The 17,635-nt window shown below is 51.0% G+C and carries 15 protein-coding genes, 2 pseudogenes and 1 riboswitch; of the genes and pseudogenes, 5 read left to right on the forward strand and 12 right to left on the reverse strand.

The annotated features are described in order from the left end of the window. Nucleotides 1–76 precede the first annotated feature (76 nt). The 7 genes from HGBM_RS30445 to HGBM_RS18235 all read right to left on the reverse strand — a co-directional run bounded on the left by HGBM_RS30445 (nt 77) and on the right by HGBM_RS18235 (nt 5,821). Nucleotides 77–295 carry a hypothetical protein gene (locus tag HGBM_RS30445; RefSeq protein WP_147512920.1) on the reverse strand — a complete coding sequence of 73 codons (219 nt, stop codon included), beginning with the start codon at nt 293–295 and terminating at the stop codon, nt 77–79. A gap of 108 nt (nt 296–403) precedes the next feature. Next, nucleotides 404–832: a hypothetical protein gene (locus tag HGBM_RS18210; RefSeq protein ID WP_019122518.1), complete on the reverse strand. Its 429-nt coding sequence runs from the start codon at nt 830–832 to the stop codon at nt 404–406. Nucleotides 833–871: 39 nt separating this feature from the next. Next, nucleotides 872–1,309, reverse strand: a complete 438-nt coding sequence (locus tag HGBM_RS18215; RefSeq protein WP_019122519.1) for a DUF4878 domain-containing protein — start codon at nt 1,307–1,309, stop codon at nt 872–874. A 520-nt stretch (nt 1,310–1,829) separates the two neighbouring features. Next, nucleotides 1,830–2,888, reverse strand: a complete 1,059-nt coding sequence (locus HGBM_RS18220) for a YheC/YheD family endospore coat-associated protein (RefSeq protein ID WP_019122521.1) — start codon at nt 2,886–2,888, stop codon at nt 1,830–1,832. Nucleotides 2,889–3,063: 175 nt separating this feature from the next. Next, the gene (locus tag HGBM_RS18225) at nt 3,064–3,375 is read right to left on the reverse strand and encodes a rhodanese-like domain-containing protein (protein WP_019122522.1); all 312 of its coding nucleotides are present in this window, start codon (nt 3,373–3,375) and stop codon (nt 3,064–3,066) included. Between the two features lie 87 nt (nt 3,376–3,462). Then, on the reverse strand, nt 3,463–4,470 hold the full coding sequence (locus tag HGBM_RS18230; protein ID WP_019122523.1) for a cytochrome d ubiquinol oxidase subunit II: 1,008 nt from the start codon (nt 4,468–4,470) through the stop codon (nt 3,463–3,465). 16 nt (nt 4,471–4,486) lie between these two features. After that, complete coding sequence (locus tag HGBM_RS18235) at nt 4,487–5,821, reverse strand: cytochrome ubiquinol oxidase subunit I (RefSeq protein WP_019122524.1); 1,335 nt, start codon at nt 5,819–5,821, stop codon at nt 4,487–4,489. Nucleotides 5,822–6,022: 201 nt separating this feature from the next. Beyond that, a riboswitch (SAM riboswitch) is annotated at nt 6,023–6,131 on the forward strand. A gap of 90 nt (nt 6,132–6,221) precedes the next feature. Between HGBM_RS18235 and HGBM_RS18240 the strand changes: the two genes are divergently transcribed. Beyond that, nucleotides 6,222–7,511, forward strand: coding sequence for a homocysteine synthase (locus tag HGBM_RS18240; protein WP_019122525.1), 1,290 nt, complete (start codon nt 6,222–6,224; stop codon nt 7,509–7,511). Between the two features lie 765 nt (nt 7,512–8,276). On the opposite strand, the gene HGBM_RS18245 is transcribed toward HGBM_RS18240, so the two are convergent. The 3 genes from HGBM_RS18245 to HGBM_RS18255 form a co-directional block, all read right to left on the reverse strand. Next, nucleotides 8,277–9,377: a citrate synthase/methylcitrate synthase gene (locus HGBM_RS18245; RefSeq protein ID WP_019122526.1), complete on the reverse strand. Its 1,101-nt coding sequence runs from the start codon at nt 9,375–9,377 to the stop codon at nt 8,277–8,279. 103 nt (nt 9,378–9,480) lie between these two features. Continuing rightward, nucleotides 9,481–10,386: a LysR family transcriptional regulator gene (locus HGBM_RS18250; protein ID WP_026074517.1), complete on the reverse strand. Its 906-nt coding sequence runs from the start codon at nt 10,384–10,386 to the stop codon at nt 9,481–9,483. A 14-nt stretch (nt 10,387–10,400) separates the two neighbouring features. Further along, nucleotides 10,401–11,552 carry an NAD(P)H-dependent flavin oxidoreductase gene (locus HGBM_RS18255; RefSeq protein WP_261798172.1) on the reverse strand — a complete coding sequence of 384 codons (1,152 nt, stop codon included), beginning with the start codon at nt 11,550–11,552 and terminating at the stop codon, nt 10,401–10,403. A gap of 405 nt (nt 11,553–11,957) precedes the next feature. Here HGBM_RS18255 and HGBM_RS27885 point away from each other — a divergent pair, with 405 nt between their 5' ends. The 3 genes and pseudogenes from HGBM_RS27885 to HGBM_RS18270 all read left to right on the forward strand — a co-directional run bounded on the left by HGBM_RS27885 (nt 11,958) and on the right by HGBM_RS18270 (nt 15,213). Continuing rightward, nucleotides 11,958–12,983, forward strand: coding sequence for a copper amine oxidase N-terminal domain-containing protein (locus HGBM_RS27885; RefSeq protein ID WP_019122529.1), 1,026 nt, complete (start codon nt 11,958–11,960; stop codon nt 12,981–12,983). Nucleotides 12,984–13,140: 157 nt separating this feature from the next. Next, nucleotides 13,141–13,302 (forward strand): annotated as a pseudogene (locus tag HGBM_RS32580) (transposase); the annotation flags it as partial. A gap of 324 nt (nt 13,303–13,626) precedes the next feature. Further along, complete coding sequence (locus HGBM_RS18270; RefSeq protein WP_019122531.1) at nt 13,627–15,213, forward strand: acetate--CoA ligase; 1,587 nt, start codon at nt 13,627–13,629, stop codon at nt 15,211–15,213. Nucleotides 15,214–15,690: 477 nt separating this feature from the next. On the opposite strand, the gene HGBM_RS31835 is transcribed toward HGBM_RS18270, so the two are convergent. Both HGBM_RS31835 and HGBM_RS32585 read right to left on the reverse strand, forming a co-directional pair. Further along, nucleotides 15,691–15,873, reverse strand: a complete 183-nt coding sequence (locus HGBM_RS31835) for a hypothetical protein (protein WP_019122532.1) — start codon at nt 15,871–15,873, stop codon at nt 15,691–15,693. 12 nt (nt 15,874–15,885) lie between these two features. Then, nucleotides 15,886–15,930 (reverse strand): annotated as a pseudogene (locus HGBM_RS32585) (hypothetical protein); the annotation flags it as partial. 523 nt (nt 15,931–16,453) lie between these two features. On the opposite strand from HGBM_RS32585, the gene HGBM_RS30450 reads away from it, so the two are divergent. Next, nucleotides 16,454–17,077, forward strand: a complete 624-nt coding sequence (locus tag HGBM_RS30450; protein WP_147512921.1) for a hypothetical protein — start codon at nt 16,454–16,456, stop codon at nt 17,075–17,077. Nucleotides 17,078–17,635: the final 558 nt, after the last annotated feature.

The following is a 17,635-nucleotide window of genomic DNA, read 5'->3' on the forward strand; positions in this document are numbered from 1 at the left end:
AAGAAAAGGCACCAGAAATGTATCCTGATGCCTGGCCGTTCTATATTGAATCTAACGAGCCGCGTAACACGTGATACTATCTTTTTACTAATCTTCTCAAAAAGGGCAAAGTTGCTAATCCGAGTCCACCAATGATTAAAGCGATGCCAACCGTTACGAAATAAGGAGGAGTAATTAAAAACCCAAATTCTGAAACAGCTATACCCGTGCCAGTCACTTCTAATTGGCATAGTAACCAGCCTCTATAGGCAGCGTAAAGTCCAAAAATCTGCAGGAGATACAGTCCCCATCGCATTACTAATACACCCCCTTCAGATGAAGTGTACCTATTTATGGAAGTTTTTACAAAAGACAAAAGGATTATTTTTGGCTTGAGATAAGAAAAACGTCCAAGTTGCCTTCATTATGGAATATTTACATTTCCTCCACCGTTCATGCGGCGGGCTGTTTTAGCTACCATTCTAATATGGTAATCATCACCCTCAGGAATATCATAGAAAGTATGAGATTCTAGAGTGCTTCCGTTATTATTTAATGTGAATGTTTCGGTATCTCCATGCAACTTCCATCCATACCAGACATCTTCAACAACTCCATACTGGATTTTTGCTAAAGCGTCATTAACCCCTGTTGATTGCCAAAACTTAATGGTTACTCGCTCTTTAGAATTTACCGAATACGCATCATCAGTATACAAAATACCGCCGTTTTTCCAAGTGGTATCAAAATTCGTAAATTCCCAGTAGTCTACAACACCTGCGAAAGCAGACGAACCTAATGCTAAGGTACCAATAAGTACAGCAGTCGCACCTAGTTTTTTCTCAAATTTCATTTTTCCACTTCCCCTTTTCATATTTTTCAGAATTTGAAATCATTCAACGGTGACACTGCCATCTACAATAAGTTTCCAGTCACCATTAACTTTTTCAATAGGGAGAGAAATTTCAACGGCTCCTTTGTCATCAAAGATTCGGAAACTAGCTTTAATTGTATTCTCACTTTGTTTTTCTACCGAAATCAATTCGATTGGGTCAACTTTTGTTAGGTATTTACTTTCACTGTTGTGATTTATTTGTTTTTGCAGTTTTTTCTTGGAAGTATTCTTGGCTGTATTTTTATTGCGAGTATCTAAGATGTACTGAGCAGCTTCATCAGCCTTACCTTCATTCATAGCTTTAACAAATGCTGCAGCACTGTTCTCTGCTTCTGTCAAATCACTGGATGCATAACCTGGGGAAATTCCGGCTGAACTAAAAGCTACTATTCCTGCGACTGCAAGACCAAGCATAGAAAAGTCAATTTTTTTCATCAGAATTACCTCTATTTTCCTTAAATTACAATAATAACTATAAAACAAAAGATAGGATTTTCCAACAATTTCTCTCAAATTTTTTTCTGTTAAAAATATATCTTTCATTCCCAATCATTGTAAATTGTTGCATCAAAAAAGTAAAATTTAACCAAAAGCCAATTCCCTTTCTCGCAATACCTATATTAGGGAATCAATACCAAAACGTATTGGAACAAAAAATAAAACACCAGAAATTTATTCTGATGCCGCCGTAGATCTCAATTATGTTTGCCCTATGCTTCTATAGTTATCTTTAAAAAAACTAATTTCCCATTGTAACTTTAGTGTCTTATCAAGCTGTCGGGAAAGGGAAAGTCGATAGCCCTTCATATTCTGTTGACCGCACTGTATCCAAACGCTTTGGCTCATTCCATTTACTTTACTTGACTTTTCGTTTGCATCAATTCTGTTTGTGATGCTGGTATTCCAGATAAGGCTAACGAGGGTGATTGTGCTTGTGGGTTCCACAGGCGGACCTCTATTGAAGCAACTGGTGAACACCGATCAAGCCGCTGGCAAATTGAATCGGAAGCCGGACCCTGTCTTCTGCCGTCTTTAGCTGATAGATATCCCTGCCCTGGGTCTTTCCCGGCTTGATATTTACCTCGATGATCCAAATGTGCCCGTTCTGGTCTACTCCCAGGTCCAAACCGAGCTCCACTAGTCTTTTACACTTTACCTCCTCCAAACCTGCACAGATCCGGCCGGAAATCTCCCGCAGCTTTTGTTCTATCGCCTCGGCTCGCTCAGGGCCAAAGTTTTTCTCCAAATAGGGAAACACCTGACGAGCGCTTCCCCCGCCGGAAAGATTAGATGTAAATTTTCCCGCACCTCCTTCTCGTACGCAGAATCCCATAAGCTGCCACTCTCCCTGTCGGTCTTTCTGCATCAACGAACGAATATCATAGACACGCCCTTCCTGGCTGCGAATGTCTAGCCACTGTTGAACAATGTACTTTCCTTTGCGGCAAATGGCATTGAGAGCCTTTCCGATCGTTCGTCGGGTGCAGTGGCGCATCGGCTCCCCGCCCCCCTCTAAAAGGTAGCCTTCTCCCCCGCTGCTCAACCGATAGATTCCTTTTCCACCTAACCCATTGATTGGCTTCAGCATGACCATTTTGTGCTTTTTGAGCATATCGAGCACATCAGCTTTTTCACGGTATCGCACAGTCTCAGGCAGATGGGGCTGCAATGCGGGAATGCTGAACAACGCCTTGTGAATGCTCCACTTGCTGCCCAGTCCATATCCAAGAAACGGCATCTTTTCTTGACTTTTCAAGGCTTTTACTTTTTGAATCGTCTTCGGCTTGCGATAGTATCCGACATCATAGGAAATGAGCGGAAACGGCACATGTTTCCTCATCCAGCGGCCCTTCTCACATATCCAGCCCGCTATCGTTTCCTTCCGCAGATCTGCGTCATGTGGCGTAAAGACAATAACCCCTGCAAACCCTTCCTCTGCCGCTACGTGAAAGAATGGTCCAAACCGCTTCGGCTCCGTTATGCGATGCGTCATAATCCCAAGCATTTTCCCCATCTTGATCACCCGCTTCCGAAAATGGTATCTACCTCAAACTATTCGATCCCACGGAAAGGGTCGCCAATCAAACAGAGATATCCGCAGATATCCGTTTGGCCGCTTTCACTGAATCACAAGCTCACAAGAACAAAAAAACAGCTTGAGGCATTTTTGCGCCTCGCTGTTTTTCCCGTTATGAGGTAACTTCACCCGGCCACGCCAGCATGCCGCCAGCCATGTTCTCCACCTTGTAGCCGTAATACTGCGCGAATTCCGTCGCCCGCCAGCTGCGTGCGCCGCTGCGGCAGACCATCACGATCGGCGTCTCCTTATCAAGCGCCGGCAGTTTTTCGGGAAGGGTCCCGAGCGGTATGTGAATCGCTTGGGGAATGTGACCGTCATCCCATTCGTGCTGCTCGCGCACGTCGACGATCTGAATTTTATCTCCCCGCTCGATCCGTTTGATTAATTCCTCGGGGAGAATCTCTTTAACCTCGGTTTCCACCGTTTTCGCCCTCCTGTACACTGCGTAGCTGTCATTTTTCCATGAATTCATCTTAACACAAACCTTCAGCCGCGCGCCAATGAGCCGTTATTTTCCCTGCACGTACTTGGTGTCAAACAGGAACAGGCGCATCAGCAGAATCAAGGACGGAACCAGCAGACACAGGCCGGCGATAAACCCGATCACCAGCGCCACCCCCATCTGCGGACTGGTGACGCTGTCCGAGATCGTAATGTACGGGTACAACAGGTAGGGCAGATGGGAAGCGCCGTAGCCGAAGAAGGCGAAGGCGAACTGCAGCATGACAAACACAAACGCCCATCCGTAATTCCGCTTTTTGAGCAGCAACGCCAGAGCGATCAGAAAGCAACCGAGCGACAGCAAAAACAGCCAACTCATATCCAGCATGTTGTCGAAGTGCTCCGGATTGTGCGTTCTGATCGAGAAAAAGACGAGAAAGCTGGCAAAAATGGTCGGCAAGCTCCAGCCGATCGCAAACGACCTGAGAAGCTTCGCCGCGGCGGCATCCTTGGCCTTGTCGGCATAGTAGGTCAGGAAGCTGGCGCTGATAAACAACACGCTGACCAGCGCCAGGATCACGACCGCCCAGGAATAGGGACTGGTCAGCAGTTTATCCATCAGCAGGGTGATGCGCTCACCCTCGACCGAGATAAAGCCGCCCTCGGAGATCGTCAATATCGTCGCCAGCGAAGCGGGAATCAACAGCCCGGTCACGCCGTAGACAAACTGGTACGTCGTGTTCTCCCGCGCTCCGTAGTGGGCAAAAGCGTAAAACGAACCGCGCAGCGAGATCAGGACGAGCGCGATGCTCCCCGGCACCAAAAGAGCCGTACCATAGTAGTAGGCGGTATCAGGGAAAAAGCCGATCAAGCCGACCACGAAAAAGATCAAAAAGACGTTGGTCACTTCCCATACCGGCGAGAGATAGCGATCGATGACTCCATTGATGAGGTGATCCTGCCGGCGCATTTTGCTGTAAAAGGAGAAGAAGCCTGCGCCAAAATCGATGGATGCGACGATGATGTAGCCGTACAAAAAGGTCCACAGCACGATAATTCCCAGCATTTCCAGCATGTTACTTCTCCTCCTTTCAATGAATGTCTTGTGCTTTGGCCAAGTCGTTTTCGACCGGATTCTTTTTAAACATTCTCCGCAGTACCAATGTACAGACGATCCCTAGGAAGAGGTACAAGCATCCGAACAGGATCAGCATCTCGCCGACGTTGTCCGCAGTCGTAGCGGCGTGCTGTGTCTTCATATAGCCGTACAGGATCCACGGCTGCCGGCCGATTTCGGAAAAGATCCAGCCGAGCTCAATCGCCAGAAAAGAGAGCAGCGCGCCCAGCAGAATCGCCCACAACATGGGACGGGAAGTGGCGCTGCGCTTCTTTCTCCAGCGCAGAAGGACGTACAGCAGAGGTACAATGACCAAGTAACCGCCAATCGCCACCATTCCGTCGAACAGATAGTGAATAAACAACGGGGGCCTTAGCTCCTCGGGAATCTCATTCAGCCCCTTCACTTCCCCCGTCGGCTTGCCTGTCGCCAGAATGCTCAGCACGTAAGGAAGTTTGATCCCATACTTCACTTCATTCGTTTCTTTATCCAGCATGCCGCCAAAAATCAGTTCGGCGTTCGGCTTGGTTTCAAAGTGCCATTCGGCTGCCGCCAGTTTTTCCGGTTGGTATTTGGCCAGGAACTTCCCGGCGATATCTCCCCAGACCGCTGTTCCAACGGAGAAGATCAAGGCCAGCACTACCGTAAAATGAAGCGACTTGCGATAATATTCGTGATTTCTCCCCTTGATAAACTGGTATGCGGCAATGGCTGCCAAGGCAAAGGCGGAAGCGGCGTAGGCGGACAGAATCATGTGCCCCGCTTTCGAAGGCGTCGCCGGGTTAAACATCGCGACGAGCGGCTGGATGTCGACGATCTTGCCGTCAGCAAGCGTAAAGCCCTGCGGCGCATTCATAAAGGCGTTTACCGTCATGATGAAAAAAGCGGACGCCGTGGAACCGATGATCACCGGGATGGAGAAGAGCCAGTGAACGTACGGGTTCTTAAACCGATCCCAGGTGTACAGATAAATCCCTAAGAAAATCGCTTCAAAAAAGAAGGCAAATGTCTCTAAAAACAACGGCAGGGATATCGCCTCACCAGCTATCTTCATAAAACTTGGCCACAACAAGCTAAGCTGCAACCCGATGCAGGTACCTGTCACGACTCCTACCGCCACAGTGACGGTGAAGCCTTTCAGCCACCGCTTTGCCATGACCAGGTAGAGCGGATTTTTCTTGCGGATGCCAATCCATTCCGCAATCGAGACTGCGACGGGAATGCCCACCCCCAAAGCAGCAAAGATGATGTGAAAGCCCAGTGTTAGCGACGTCAGGATGCGGGCAAGCATGGTATTATCCAGTTCCATATCTGTCTCTCCCTTCCACAGGCAGATGATTGTTGCCCTCACCATTACTTTACGCTAAATTGCGGCGGCGAAAGGAAAAGATTGTGAATAACGGACGGCGAATTATTTACGAATTTGTAACACTGTTAGTCGGCGAAAAAGTTTTCAAAACTGGTTGACAATTATCTCTGCTATCTTTTACAATACGAGAAACAACTACATATCTCATCAAGAGAGGTGGAGGGACTGGCCCGATGAAACCCGGCAACCGGCACAGGCAATGTGCAAGGTGCTAATTCCTGCAGAATCTACAGATTCTGAGAGATGAAACCGGTGACACAATCGTGTAACGAGCCTTCTTCCACTCAGAAGAAGGCTTTTCTTATTCCCCAAAAAACGTAGAAAACAGGAGAGATGCAAAATGGCAGATCAACAGTGGAAATTAGAAACCATCGCCCTGCACGGCGGACAAGAGGCCGATCCTACTACCGGTTCGCTGGCTGTTCCCATTTATCAGACCTCATCGTACGTATTTCGTGATGCAGAACACGCCGCCAACCTGTTCGCCTTAAAGGAGTTTGGCAACATCTATACCCGCATCATGAATCCGACACAAGACGTGTTCGAGAAGCGTGTCGCCCTGCTCGAAGGGGGCGTGGGAGCTCTGGCAACGGCTTCCGGACAGGCTGCCATCACGTTTGCCATCCTCAACATCGCCGGAGCTGGCGACGAGATCGTTTCGTCCAGCAGCTTATACGGCGGAACCTACAACTTGTTTGCCCACACGCTGCCGAGGATGGGAGTCAAATTCCACTTTGTCGATCAATCCAACCCTGAGAACTTCCGGGCCAAAATCAACGAGAAGACCAAAGCCCTATTCTGCGAAACCATCGGCAACCCCCGCATCGACGTCGCTGACCTGGAAGCCATCGCCCGGATTGCCCACGAGCACGGGATCCCACTGATCGTGGACAACACGTTTGCTTCACCGATTCTCTGCCGGCCATTTGAGCACGGGGCTGACATCGTCGTCCATTCCACGACCAAATTTATCGGCGGACACGGCACTTCCATCGGCGGGATCATCGTCGACTCCGGCAAGTTTGATTGGAACAACGGCAAGTTTCCCGGCTTGACCACTCCTGACCCGAGCTACCACGGCATCGTCTATACAGAAGCAGTCGGCAATCTGGCCTACATCATCAAAGCCCGCGTCCAACTGCTGCGCGATATTGGCGCTGCGCTTTCGCCGTTCAACTCCTTCCTGTTCCTGCAAGGTCTGGAAACCCTGCACCTGCGGATGGAGCGGCACAGCCAAAACGCACTGGCGGCAGCCCGGTTCCTCGCCGATCACCCGCTGGTCAGCTGGGTGAATTATCCTGGTCTGGAGACAGACTCACAGCACCAACTGGCGAAGAAATACCTGCCGAAAGGACAAGGAGCCATCCTGACGTTCGGGATTAAAGGCGGAGTTGCACAGGGCAGCAAGCTGATCGAATCTGTCAAGCTGTTCTCCCACCTGGCCAACGTCGGTGACTCCAAGTCGCTGATCATCCATCCGGCCAGCACCACCCATCAACAGCTCACGGAAGAAGAACAGCGCCAATCCGGGGTATTGCCCGAGATGATCCGCCTGTCGATCGGCACAGAGGCGATTGAGGACATCCTGGCTGATCTGGATCAGGCATTGAAGACGGCAGTCGCCGGTTAAGCATCTATCCAAAAAATGCAAATAAGCCCGCACATGTCAAAGCGATGTGCGGGCTGTTTGCATCACTTGCCGGTCTTTCCTTTATTGCCATTAGGCGAATTGGATCGATTGCCCTGCTCAAGTACGACAAATTCCCTGGCACAGACAGGCGAATTGCCTGCGTACACGGTTGCCTTGTACGTACCGTTGGTGACGACCGAGTATTGGCGGGTATGGAACTGTGCCAGGGAATGGCTGCCGGTGCGCTCCAGCGACCCGTCAGCCGAAGAGAATACTTATGTTGCGCTGCCGCCGCCTGTCCCTGGTCCGGTGATTTCCAGTCGGACCTCTCCGGCTCCCTTGGCATCGTCGGGAAGCTCGAATTTGATGGGGACGTTTGACACCGCGGCATTACCGCGGTGTAGCATCAATTCCAGCGGTTTTTCAGGTAATTTGCGCTAGATTGGATTGAAGAAAATCTACCATTTCATCATACCAGAGAACGACAAAGGGTCTATACCCCAAACGGGTGATTCTTCCCTCGCAAGGAGGGGATAAAGGCTGCCTGTTTTGGGCAGCTTCGAGCTGTACTTGCCTGATTGCAGTCTCTATCATCTATCGTTCATCATCCATTCATGACAGGTATCCGTATGCAGCATGTCGATTAAGGGAGCATGATGGCGCAGCATAACACGAAAGCAGACACAAATGCGGAAGCGCGATGCTTCCGTATCTGTGTCTGCCGTTTCAATCAAGCGGGCGTCCGCCTGCTGCCCGCCCTTGGGATTAATCCGGAATTTTGCCTGTGTATGCCGATTGCGGCCGAATAATCCGGTTGTTCGCCGCCTGCTCCAGGACGTGGGCCGACCAGCCGACGACCCGGCTGACGGCAAATGTCGGGGTAAACAGCGTATCTGCCAAACCGACTGCCCGCATCACCGCCGCGGCGTAGAATTCGACATTGGTGTTGAGCTTGCGTCCCGGTTTGTACTCTTCCAGCAGTTGCAAGCCTACTTTCTCCACATGAACCGCCAGATCAAACCACGGGTCATCTCCCGCCAGAGCGGAAGCTACCGTGCGAAGGGCGGTCGCCCGCGGATCGGTGGTCTTGTAGACGCGGTGGCCGAAGCCCATCAGACGCTCTCCGGCCTCCAAAGCCCTCCGCAGCCACGGCTCGGCGTTTTCCTTGCTGCCGATTTGCTCCATCATCTCGGTGACCTCCGACGGGGCACCGCCGTGGAGCGGTCCCTTCAGAGCACCGATGGCCGCCGTGATGGATGAAATCAGGTCCGAACGTGTGGAGGCGACTACCCTGGCGGCAAATGTAGACGCGTTCATGCCGTGCTCCTGGGTCAGGATCAAATAGGCATCCAATGCCCGTACATGGGCGCTGCTGGGTTCCTTGCCCTGCAGCATATACAGGTAATTGGCCGTATGTCCGAGGTCTTTTCGCGGTTCCGGCATCTCCCGCCCTTCCAGACGAGCCTGGCGGTAGGCGACAATCGTCGGCAGCTTCGCGGTCAGCGAAATGACCTGCTCCAGGGTCGGGGGCCAGCTGTGAGACGGTTCACCGAGCAGCGATACTGCAGACCGCAGCACGCTCATCATGTCTACGTCGGCGGGAATCAGGTCAATGGCCGCCTTTACATGCTCGGGAAGCTGGCGATTGGCCGCCAGGGCTGCCTGCAGATTGGCTGTCTCCTGCTCACTCGGCAGATGTCCGTACCACAACAGGTGCGCCACTTCCTCGAACGTGTTGTTCACAGCGAGATCGCGCGCCCAGTGATTGCGATAGACTAAAAGACCGTTTATTCCGTCGACCAAACTCAGGTCGGTTTCCGCGACAACGATACCCTCCAAGCCTATGGCTACAATATGTTCCGCCATACCATTCCACCCCTTTTTTCTTTCAATATATCAAGAGAAAATCAACAGGGGAAATAGAATAAAACGACATGATCAATTACGATTTGTAATCAATCACGGTCGGCTACATCGACCGGATCAGCGGCAGCGGCGGGTACAGGGAGGCGAGAATTTCAATCATCTGTTTGGCCGTTTGCGAACAGCCGGTTTTGGAAACGACTAAATACGAAGCGGCCTGGGGCAGGACAAGCCCTGGCGTCTCCAGCTCGATAAAGCGATTTTCAAACAACTCCCGGCCAATGGCCGACCTGGGCAGAAAAGAGACCCCCAACCCTTCTTCAATAAACCGTTTGGTAATATCCACATGGGTTACCGTCATGGTTCGAAAGGACAGCCCCCGCTGCCGCAGCGCCAGCAGAAGGTCATCCCAATAGCCCGGATGGTTGTGCGTCAGCAGCAGATTTCCCGTCAGTTCCTGCTCCCAGTCGGGCAGGGGCGCCTCGATATCTCCCCCGTTCAGCGGAACGGCAAACACGACCGGATCCGTCTGGATCAAGTGTGCGTCCAATTGGAACTCTCCCGGCACCATCCGGGACAGGCCGAGATCGACCTGCCCGCTTTGCACCAACCTGCCGATCTCGAGGGAATCGGCAATTCGAATCGATATATCTACCTCGGGATACCGTTTGGTGTAGTGGCGAATCAAGCCGGGGAGGGAACTGCGGGCGATCACCGGGGAGACGGCGATGTGCAGATTTTCGCTGTAACCCTGCTGCCACGCCAGCAGATCCTCCATCCCTGCCTGCCAACCTGCCAGCAGGGCGGTGGCATGGGGCAGGAACCGCTTTCCGGCGGGAGTGAGCTTGACGAATTTCCCCACCCGGTCAAACAACTCAATCCCCAGTTCTTTCTCCAGCAGGCGAATATGCTGGGTGACCGTCGGTTGAGCGATAAACAGCGCTTCTGCTGTCTGCCGGAAGTTCTCAAACTTCGCGGCCACGACGAACGTCTGAAGGATACGCAAATCGATATGGATTCACCCCGCTACCCGAGCCTGCCTATCCGGTTCAATACCTGCCGGGCTTCCGCAAACAGGCTCTCGACGATTTCCCCGGCTGTTTCGCTTCCTTTTTTCGCCAGCTGAGGGACTCCTTGCCCGGCCCAAAGCGACATGTACTCGGCTTGGTTATTCTTCGCCGCCGCGTTGCGGATCTCGCGGGTCAAGCTATTTTGCAGCGGATAGGGCAGAGACGTCAGCTGCTGCCGGGCAAAGGTCTCCATCAGCCGATTCGACAGCCCCCGCGCCGGCCGGCCGGAAAAAGCCCGTGTGATCTGCGGCTCGGTCTCTTTCGCCTGGGCCAGTTTTTCCTTGTAGGCCCGGTGAGCAAGGCTTTCCTCACAGGCCAAAAACCGCGTACCCAGCTGCACTGCGTCCGCTCCCAGCGCCAAGGCCGCAACCACTCCGCGCCCATCCATGATGCCGCCGGCCGCGATGACCGGGGTATCAGGCAAAGCGTCTGCCATCAACGGCAGCAGCGCCATCATCCCGACTGTTTCGCCATTTCCGCTCGGGCCGACGGAAAAAGTCCCGCGGTGTCCTCCCGCTTCTCCACCCTGGGCGACGACCGCGTCCACCCCTTCGGCCTGCAGTGCGAGCGCTTCGGCCACCGTCGTAGCCATACCGATCAGCTTCATGCCAGCCTGCTTGGCCGCTTGGCCGTATCGCCCAGGCAATTGGAAGGCCACGCTGAACACCGGCACTTTTTCGTCGAGGATCACCGAAAAACACTCGTCCAGATCGTTAACGTAGTCCGGCACCTCCCCCGACCAGGCGTCCAAGCCTACCTCTGCGCGCATCTGGTTGATCCAGTCCGTGAGCTCCGGGCTGACTGCCGCCTGCGGCGGTTCATCGGAGATGAGCAGGTTGACGCTAAACGGCTTTTTGGTCAGTTCCTTCACCTGGCGAATAGCCTGACGCAGCGCATCCGGCTTCATATAGGCTCCGCCGAGCGTTCCCAGCCCGCCGGCTTCCGATACCGCGGCCACCATTTGCGGCGAAGTGATATTCCCCGCCATTCCCGCTTGCACCAACGGCAATCTGATCGAAAAGAGATCACAGAACCGGGTGTGAAATAGCTCCTCCATCACTGTTTCCTCCTCATGTGCTGGCAATTTCTCACTATCAGCGTATCTCAATTTTCCCTATTTCGCCAGTGCCCTGAAAATAACCGCACGGCTGCCGACGGTAAACGGCAAAGTGTTTTGGCGTCCACCGTGCCGGAGCGGCCCTGCAGCAAAAAAAGGACCACTCAGTACCTGAGTGGCCGCAATGGAAGAGGATAACACGTGAAAAACAAGAAGTTACACTTATTAACGAATGCAGCTGTACAATTGTTGCGAAAAAAAAGAAATCACGAAAATCGCCCTAATGATCTGCCTCCTATCTCAGGAACAGATGCTGCAACCTGCCTAATTTGCAGCGGATGAAATGACAAAAGCTTCAGGATTTTTTCGTTCTATTCTATCATTTGCGTCAACTAGAAACATTGGTACAATGGCGGTGTCTTTGAAAGACACCATTTACGAGAAGGAGGAACATGAATGAAGAGGATCTTACCGGTATCACTTGCGGCAGCACTGATTTTCTCAGCGGTTCCCTCAGCATTTGCCGAAACCAATGTCAGCGTTGACGGAAATACGTCGTTAGACGGCGGCGGGCAAGGCGACAGTTACTCCAACGGCACAACAGAGACAATTGACGATCCGACATCTGATCCAACATCCGATACGACATCCGACCCAGCTTCTGATCCGACATCCGATATGAATGACGAATCTTCTCCAAAGACCCATGCCCCGGCCGAGGAGAATACCGCCCCGGACGCGGCAGATCAGCCCGCTGACGACCAGGGTGACGAGGACTCCGGAAAAACGGCGGAACAACTGTCCGAGCTCCGTGAACAGCTAAAAAACGCGCCGGAAGTGACAGACGAGGTGGAAGCCGCCTATGGCCAATTGGTCACCGACCTCACCGATGCGTCCGATCTTCCCCAAGCGATTGAAGTTCAAAAAGAACTGCTCGAGCGAACCTACCAGCCCGGGGAACATGAGAATTTTACTAGATTGGGCGACCTGTACACCCAGGCCAATGTTCCAGGCGTAAAGGCGTTCGTAAACGGTCACGAACAGCAAATGGACCAGCCCCCGTATATCCAGGATGGCAGAACGCTGGTGACAGAGCAGACGATCACAACGGCATTAAAAGCAGAGGTAAACCGGGATGTCACCGGTTTGGTCACCATTACCCGCGACGACAAGGCGATCACCCTGTACCTTGACAAGAAAGAGGCCGCAGCGGACGGAGAGACGGTAGCGCTGGAGACTGCGCCGACGATCAAAAACGGCCTGCTCTATTTGCCGCTTCGCTTCATCTGTGAACAGCTGGGCGCAGACGTCGACTGGCAGCAAGCGGGGCAGATCATCATCATTGACGATCATCAGACTGACATGGCCGCACCGCCAACAGCAGAATCGGGACAATCCGGCGCCGCAGCAGCTCCGATCGCTCCGGAACAGAATGCCTCTGCCGGTACCGACGACTCTGACGGAACTTCGGCACAAGACTAACCCCCGGCTGTCATACGGAAAAAAGGGTTGAGAAGACAGCTTCTCAACCCTTTAACCTGCTCCGCCAGAAGTCTCCCACCTCTTAGGTGGGGGATGAATGGTGGAATATTTTATGGTAAAATATTCAGTAGTAGACATAGGAAAAAAAGTGATGGTAATGAAACTGAATAATAACAACCATTCAGTATTCCTCCTCTATTATCACCTCGTTCTGGTCATCAAATATCGCCGAAAAGTCATCCATGTTCACATATCAGATAGACTCAAAGAGATTTTCGAATATATTCAGCCTGGCTACAATATTTCCTTGCGAAATTTCGAAATAATGAAGGTACGGGCGAACGCGAAACCAGGATCAGCCTCTGCTTTCCCGTCTTGTGATCACTTCCCTCCGCTGTGGTCCTGCATGCAACTGAAGCTGATAAGACGGAAACCCTATACTCCTACATTATGAACAGCGCAAAAGGCAAGGCAGGGCTAAATCATCTTGCGTTCGAAATATATTCAGCTGCCTCCAAGGAAGATTTTTGCCGGTGAACTTCAGGGAGCGGACAGGAATGATCTGATGCCGTAACGAATAAGAATAGGAGTTCACGTTCACATACTTTCAACCTAATTCTTTAGCAACGGGAGGTTGGGTTTTATGTCATCGGCAACACCATTTTCCTTGGAGATACCTGAATATTACAACTTCGCTGAACAGGTAGACAATTACGCCGCCGAAAATCCGGACAAACAAGCACTGGTAATCGTGAACGAGTCGGGAGAGTCCGCTTCCCTGACCTACCGGGAACTGGTTTGCTACGCCAACCGGGTCGTCAATGTCTGCGCTATTTTGGGCATCGAACGCGGAGACAAAGTGATCGTCCTGGTACCGCGCGGGCTCGAATCTTACGGCATTTATCTCGGGCTGATCAAACTGGGCGCTGTCGTCATGCCGGGCTCGGAAATGCTGCGGAGCAAGGACATCGAGTATCGAGCCAACCACTCCGGTGCGAAGGCAGTGATCGCTTTTGCGGGTATTTCCCAGGAAGTAGACAAGATTCGCCCGCTGTGTCCATCTATTCAGCATTACGTCCTGATCGGCGAGCAAAAGCCGGGCTGGCTGGCATTTGATGAGCTGCTGACCGATGTATCCGATGAAGCCCCCGCAGCCAAAACACGCTCAGATGAATTGGCACTTCTGTCCTACACCTCAGGCACCACCGGCGGACCAAAAGGTGTCATGCACGTCCACGGCTGGCCGTATGCCCACATCGCCGTAGCAACAACGCAATGGCTCGACGTCCGCGAAGACGACCTCGTCTGGGCGACTGCGGGGCCGGGATGGGCCAAGTGGGTGTGGAGCCCGTTTGTCTCGGTGCTGGGAAGAGGAGCTACGGCATTTGTTTACAAGGGCAGATTTGTCCCTGAAAAGTACTTCGAATTGCTGGAGAGCCATCCCATCTCCGTCCTCTGTGCCACGCCGACAGAGTACCGGCTTATGGCAAAAGTAACCGACATCGAGTCTCACAAGCTGCCTGCGCTCCGCTCGGCCTGCTCTGCCGGAGAGCCGCTCAACCGGGAAGTCATCGATACCTTCAGACGGGTATTTGGCATCACCGTCCGCGACGGTTACGGCCAGACGGAAAACACCCTCATGATCGGCACGTTTGTCGGCATGGAACCGCGCCCCGGCTCCATGGGTCGACCATCCCCGCTGGTGAAGGCAGCCATTATCGACGAGCAGGGGACAGAGCTTCCCATCGGACAGGTAGGAGATATCGCCATCGACAAGGGCATGGTCGCCCTGTTTAAAGGATATCTGAACGACCCTGAGCGGACGGCCCGCGCATTTCGCGGAAACTGGTATGTGACCGGCGACCAGGGGCGGATGGATGAAGACGGCTACATCTGGTTTGAAGGGCGTTCCGACGACATCATCATCTCCGCCGGCTACACGATCGGTCCGTTCGAGGTGGAAGACGCCCTGGTGAAGCACCCGTCTGTTGCCGAATGCGCCGTGGTGGCCAGTCCCGACCCGGACCGGGGCCACATCGTCAAAGCGTTTGTCGTTTTGAAAAAGGGCTGCGAGCCATCCGAGCAGTTGGTCGTCGAGCTGCAGGAACACACCAAACAGCTTACCGCGCCGTACAAGTATCCGCGCAAGATCGAGTTCGTGAGCGACCTGCCGAAAACCACCTCCGGCAAAATTCGCCGCATCGAACTTCGCCAGCAGGAACAAAAGTGAGCTTGACAGTTATAACCACCGGCTAAGCCGGTGGTTCAATAGAAGTTGAACTTAAATATGTGTCCCTATAATACACATTATGAAAGAAACGCCCGGAAGTCTATATTCGGGCGTTTTATGCCGTTATAAGCGACTATGGTCTAAACGTTGAGGTGTAATTGTCCTTTCCAAGTGGACAAACCAGCAATTTGGAGTGAAAAATTGATCTCGTTCTAGCTCCGTTTTGCTTCAATTCTCGCCTTGCGAAAGCTCTTGCCAAGGCATACGATTTCCTTTGAAATTTATTAGTTTATGGTTCCGGCTTGTAGTTGTCAAAAGTATACACCAACCTGGAGGAGCTGGGCGCGATCCGGGCGCTGCCGGTTCTTTGTTGTATCAAATAAATATCCGGAATGAGCTGGCCAGGGGCGTTTTTGTATTCAGTTTTTGCCCTACAGCTCGCCGGCCGATCGTACGACGGTAGGCTGTAAGCGATTATTATGGCTTGAATACTTCTTTCAAGATGTTCAGCGCCTTCTGCTGGCGGCTTTCGCTTTGCTCCAGCAAGAGGGTGACAGCTTCCCATATCAGCTTGTTTCGAAGCACCTCTTTTTGTTCACAGTCGAAAAAATCAAAAACGCTTACTTGAAGCGCTTCGGCTGCTATTTCAAGTGTTTGCAATGTAACGTTACGCTCGCCGCGTTCGAGGCGTCCGACGTAAGAGCCGGTCGAGACGATGGCTTCTGCAAGCTGATCCTGCGTTTAGTTCCGCAGTTTCCGAAGCTCGCGAATTCTTAAGATTTCACTTAATCAAATTCTTTCTGCCGAATTGGGATAATGTTAAAAAAATTAGGAAATGTTGTAACGAATATTTAGTATGGTTCGTCTTTATTTACGGAGGGGACTACTTTAAGCGGTCATGTAATTATCATGTACCGCCAGCAAAACGCGAATTTACCACGTTAAGAAAACCAGCGTAGCTGTTACAGCCCGCAAATTATTACCATAAATTTACATAAGTTTGCCCCTGGTGTAACGGACGCTGGACGCTGGTATAGGCTTAGCGTATAAAACCGTCAAAATGTTGTCTCTACCCCTTAACGTACATTTTTCGTATTTAGTTGGCGGTGCCCCCGGAAAGAAAAAAACCAGATATGTCGAATTTTATTGTAAATTTAGAAAATATGTGAACATTTCGCAAAAACTGTAGACCCAGTATTATCCATGTTATATTATCCCATAAAAGGGAGGAGGATGAAATATGAAGAAAATACTTATTTTCTGTTCCGTCTTTTTGTTAGTATCAACTCTATTTGGTGGTTTGTTGGCATTTGCAGAAACGAATAGCCTTGGAGATTTATCAGAGCAACAAAAAAGAGAATATTATAAGCAGTATCAGGAAATTGTAGAAGCAATCAATTCAGAAAATCCAAGATTTACATTGGAACTTGTACCTTTTGAAGACTTTAAATCAGAAGATTATATTGAACCATCAGAATTTAAAAAATATGCAATCGGAAGAGCTAATGCAGAACTTGTTCATGAATGGAAATCTAACAGTGACATTACACCTTTGAGTACAGCATCAGCTTCAAAGCAAGTAACTGTAGATTCTAAAGGGACATCAGTAGGTATTACTATTAAAGGTTCTTTTGAAACTCAATATGATTCTCAAAGTAATCGACAATTTTTTGCTGGAATCAACTCAATTACTTCTTCATCTGACAAAGGAACATGGAATCAAACAGGTTATACTCCAAGGTTAATTGATGGCAGACAAACTTATGAAATTACAGTAGGAGGTAGATTGACTTTAAATAGTATTACTACTTCGCATAATATCACTGTTGAATTTTACTGTGATGCAAATGGTAGAGTTAGTTAAGAACTTGAGTCTTGCAAATTAACTACTCCAATCCCCCAAATGGGCAGACGGGTAGCGTTGTAGTTAGGCAGTCGTTTTTAGGCGCTTAGTTTCAATTCGGCCAGTATTTCGGCTAGAGGTCTTTTGAACCAATTTCAAACGGATAACAAAAACTTGGTGGCCCTTCCGAGTAGCGGGAAGGGCTACATTGATTATTAAGACACGCGAATTAATCAGCTTTAAAATGTAATGTATACATCATCCTGAAGCAGCTCCGCGAGATCGCGGTGCCGGTGATTTTTATATATTGGTGGAGATCCGGAAAGAGTTGGCCAGGGGTGATTTTATATAACGTTTTCGCCCCTGCAGCTCGCCGGCCGATCGCTTTTTTGTATACGACCGTATAACAGAATATGAGTAGGAGAACAGTCATGGAAGGCTGGTTTACCGTTCCGCAGGCAGGCCGATTTGCCTGCCGCCGCGGCTGTACCATCGCCAGCACCGTCCGACGTCTTTTTGGTCAAAACCAGGTGACTCCATACCAATCTCCCCCTGTATGGCCCAACACTTTTACGGACA

The sequence above is a fragment of the Brevibacillus massiliensis genome, from assembly GCF_000311785.1.
GTDB lineage: Bacteria > Bacillota > Bacilli > Brevibacillales > Brevibacillaceae > Brevibacillus_C > Brevibacillus_C massiliensis.

What these genes read in the sequence shown, in the direction of transcription:
- HGBM_RS18235 (WP_019122524.1), bottom strand. Translation starts at nt 5,821, where the DNA reads ATGGAACTGGATAATACCATGCTTGCCCGCATCCTGACGTCGCTAACA.
- HGBM_RS18240 (WP_019122525.1), top strand. Translation starts at nt 6,222, where the DNA reads ATGGCAGATCAACAGTGGAAATTAGAAACCATCGCCCTGCACGGCGGA.
- HGBM_RS30450 (WP_147512921.1), top strand. Translation starts at nt 16,454, where the DNA reads ATGAAGAAAATACTTATTTTCTGTTCCGTCTTTTTGTTAGTATCAACT.
- HGBM_RS18270 (WP_019122531.1), top strand. Translation starts at nt 13,627, where the DNA reads ATGTCATCGGCAACACCATTTTCCTTGGAGATACCTGAATATTACAAC.
- HGBM_RS27885 (WP_019122529.1), top strand. Translation starts at nt 11,958, where the DNA reads ATGAAGAGGATCTTACCGGTATCACTTGCGGCAGCACTGATTTTCTCA.
- HGBM_RS18220 (WP_019122521.1), bottom strand. Translation starts at nt 2,888, where the DNA reads ATGGGGAAAATGCTTGGGATTATGACGCATCGCATAACGGAGCCGAAG.
- HGBM_RS30445 (WP_147512920.1), bottom strand. Translation starts at nt 295, where the DNA reads ATGCGATGGGGACTGTATCTCCTGCAGATTTTTGGACTTTACGCTGCC.
- HGBM_RS18215 (WP_019122519.1), bottom strand. Translation starts at nt 1,309, where the DNA reads ATGAAAAAAATTGACTTTTCTATGCTTGGTCTTGCAGTCGCAGGAATA.
- HGBM_RS18210 (WP_019122518.1), bottom strand. Translation starts at nt 832, where the DNA reads ATGAAATTTGAGAAAAAACTAGGTGCGACTGCTGTACTTATTGGTACC.
- HGBM_RS18245 (WP_019122526.1), bottom strand. Translation starts at nt 9,377, where the DNA reads ATGGCGGAACATATTGTAGCCATAGGCTTGGAGGGTATCGTTGTCGCG.
- HGBM_RS18230 (WP_019122523.1), bottom strand. Translation starts at nt 4,470, where the DNA reads ATGCTGGAAATGCTGGGAATTATCGTGCTGTGGACCTTTTTGTACGGC.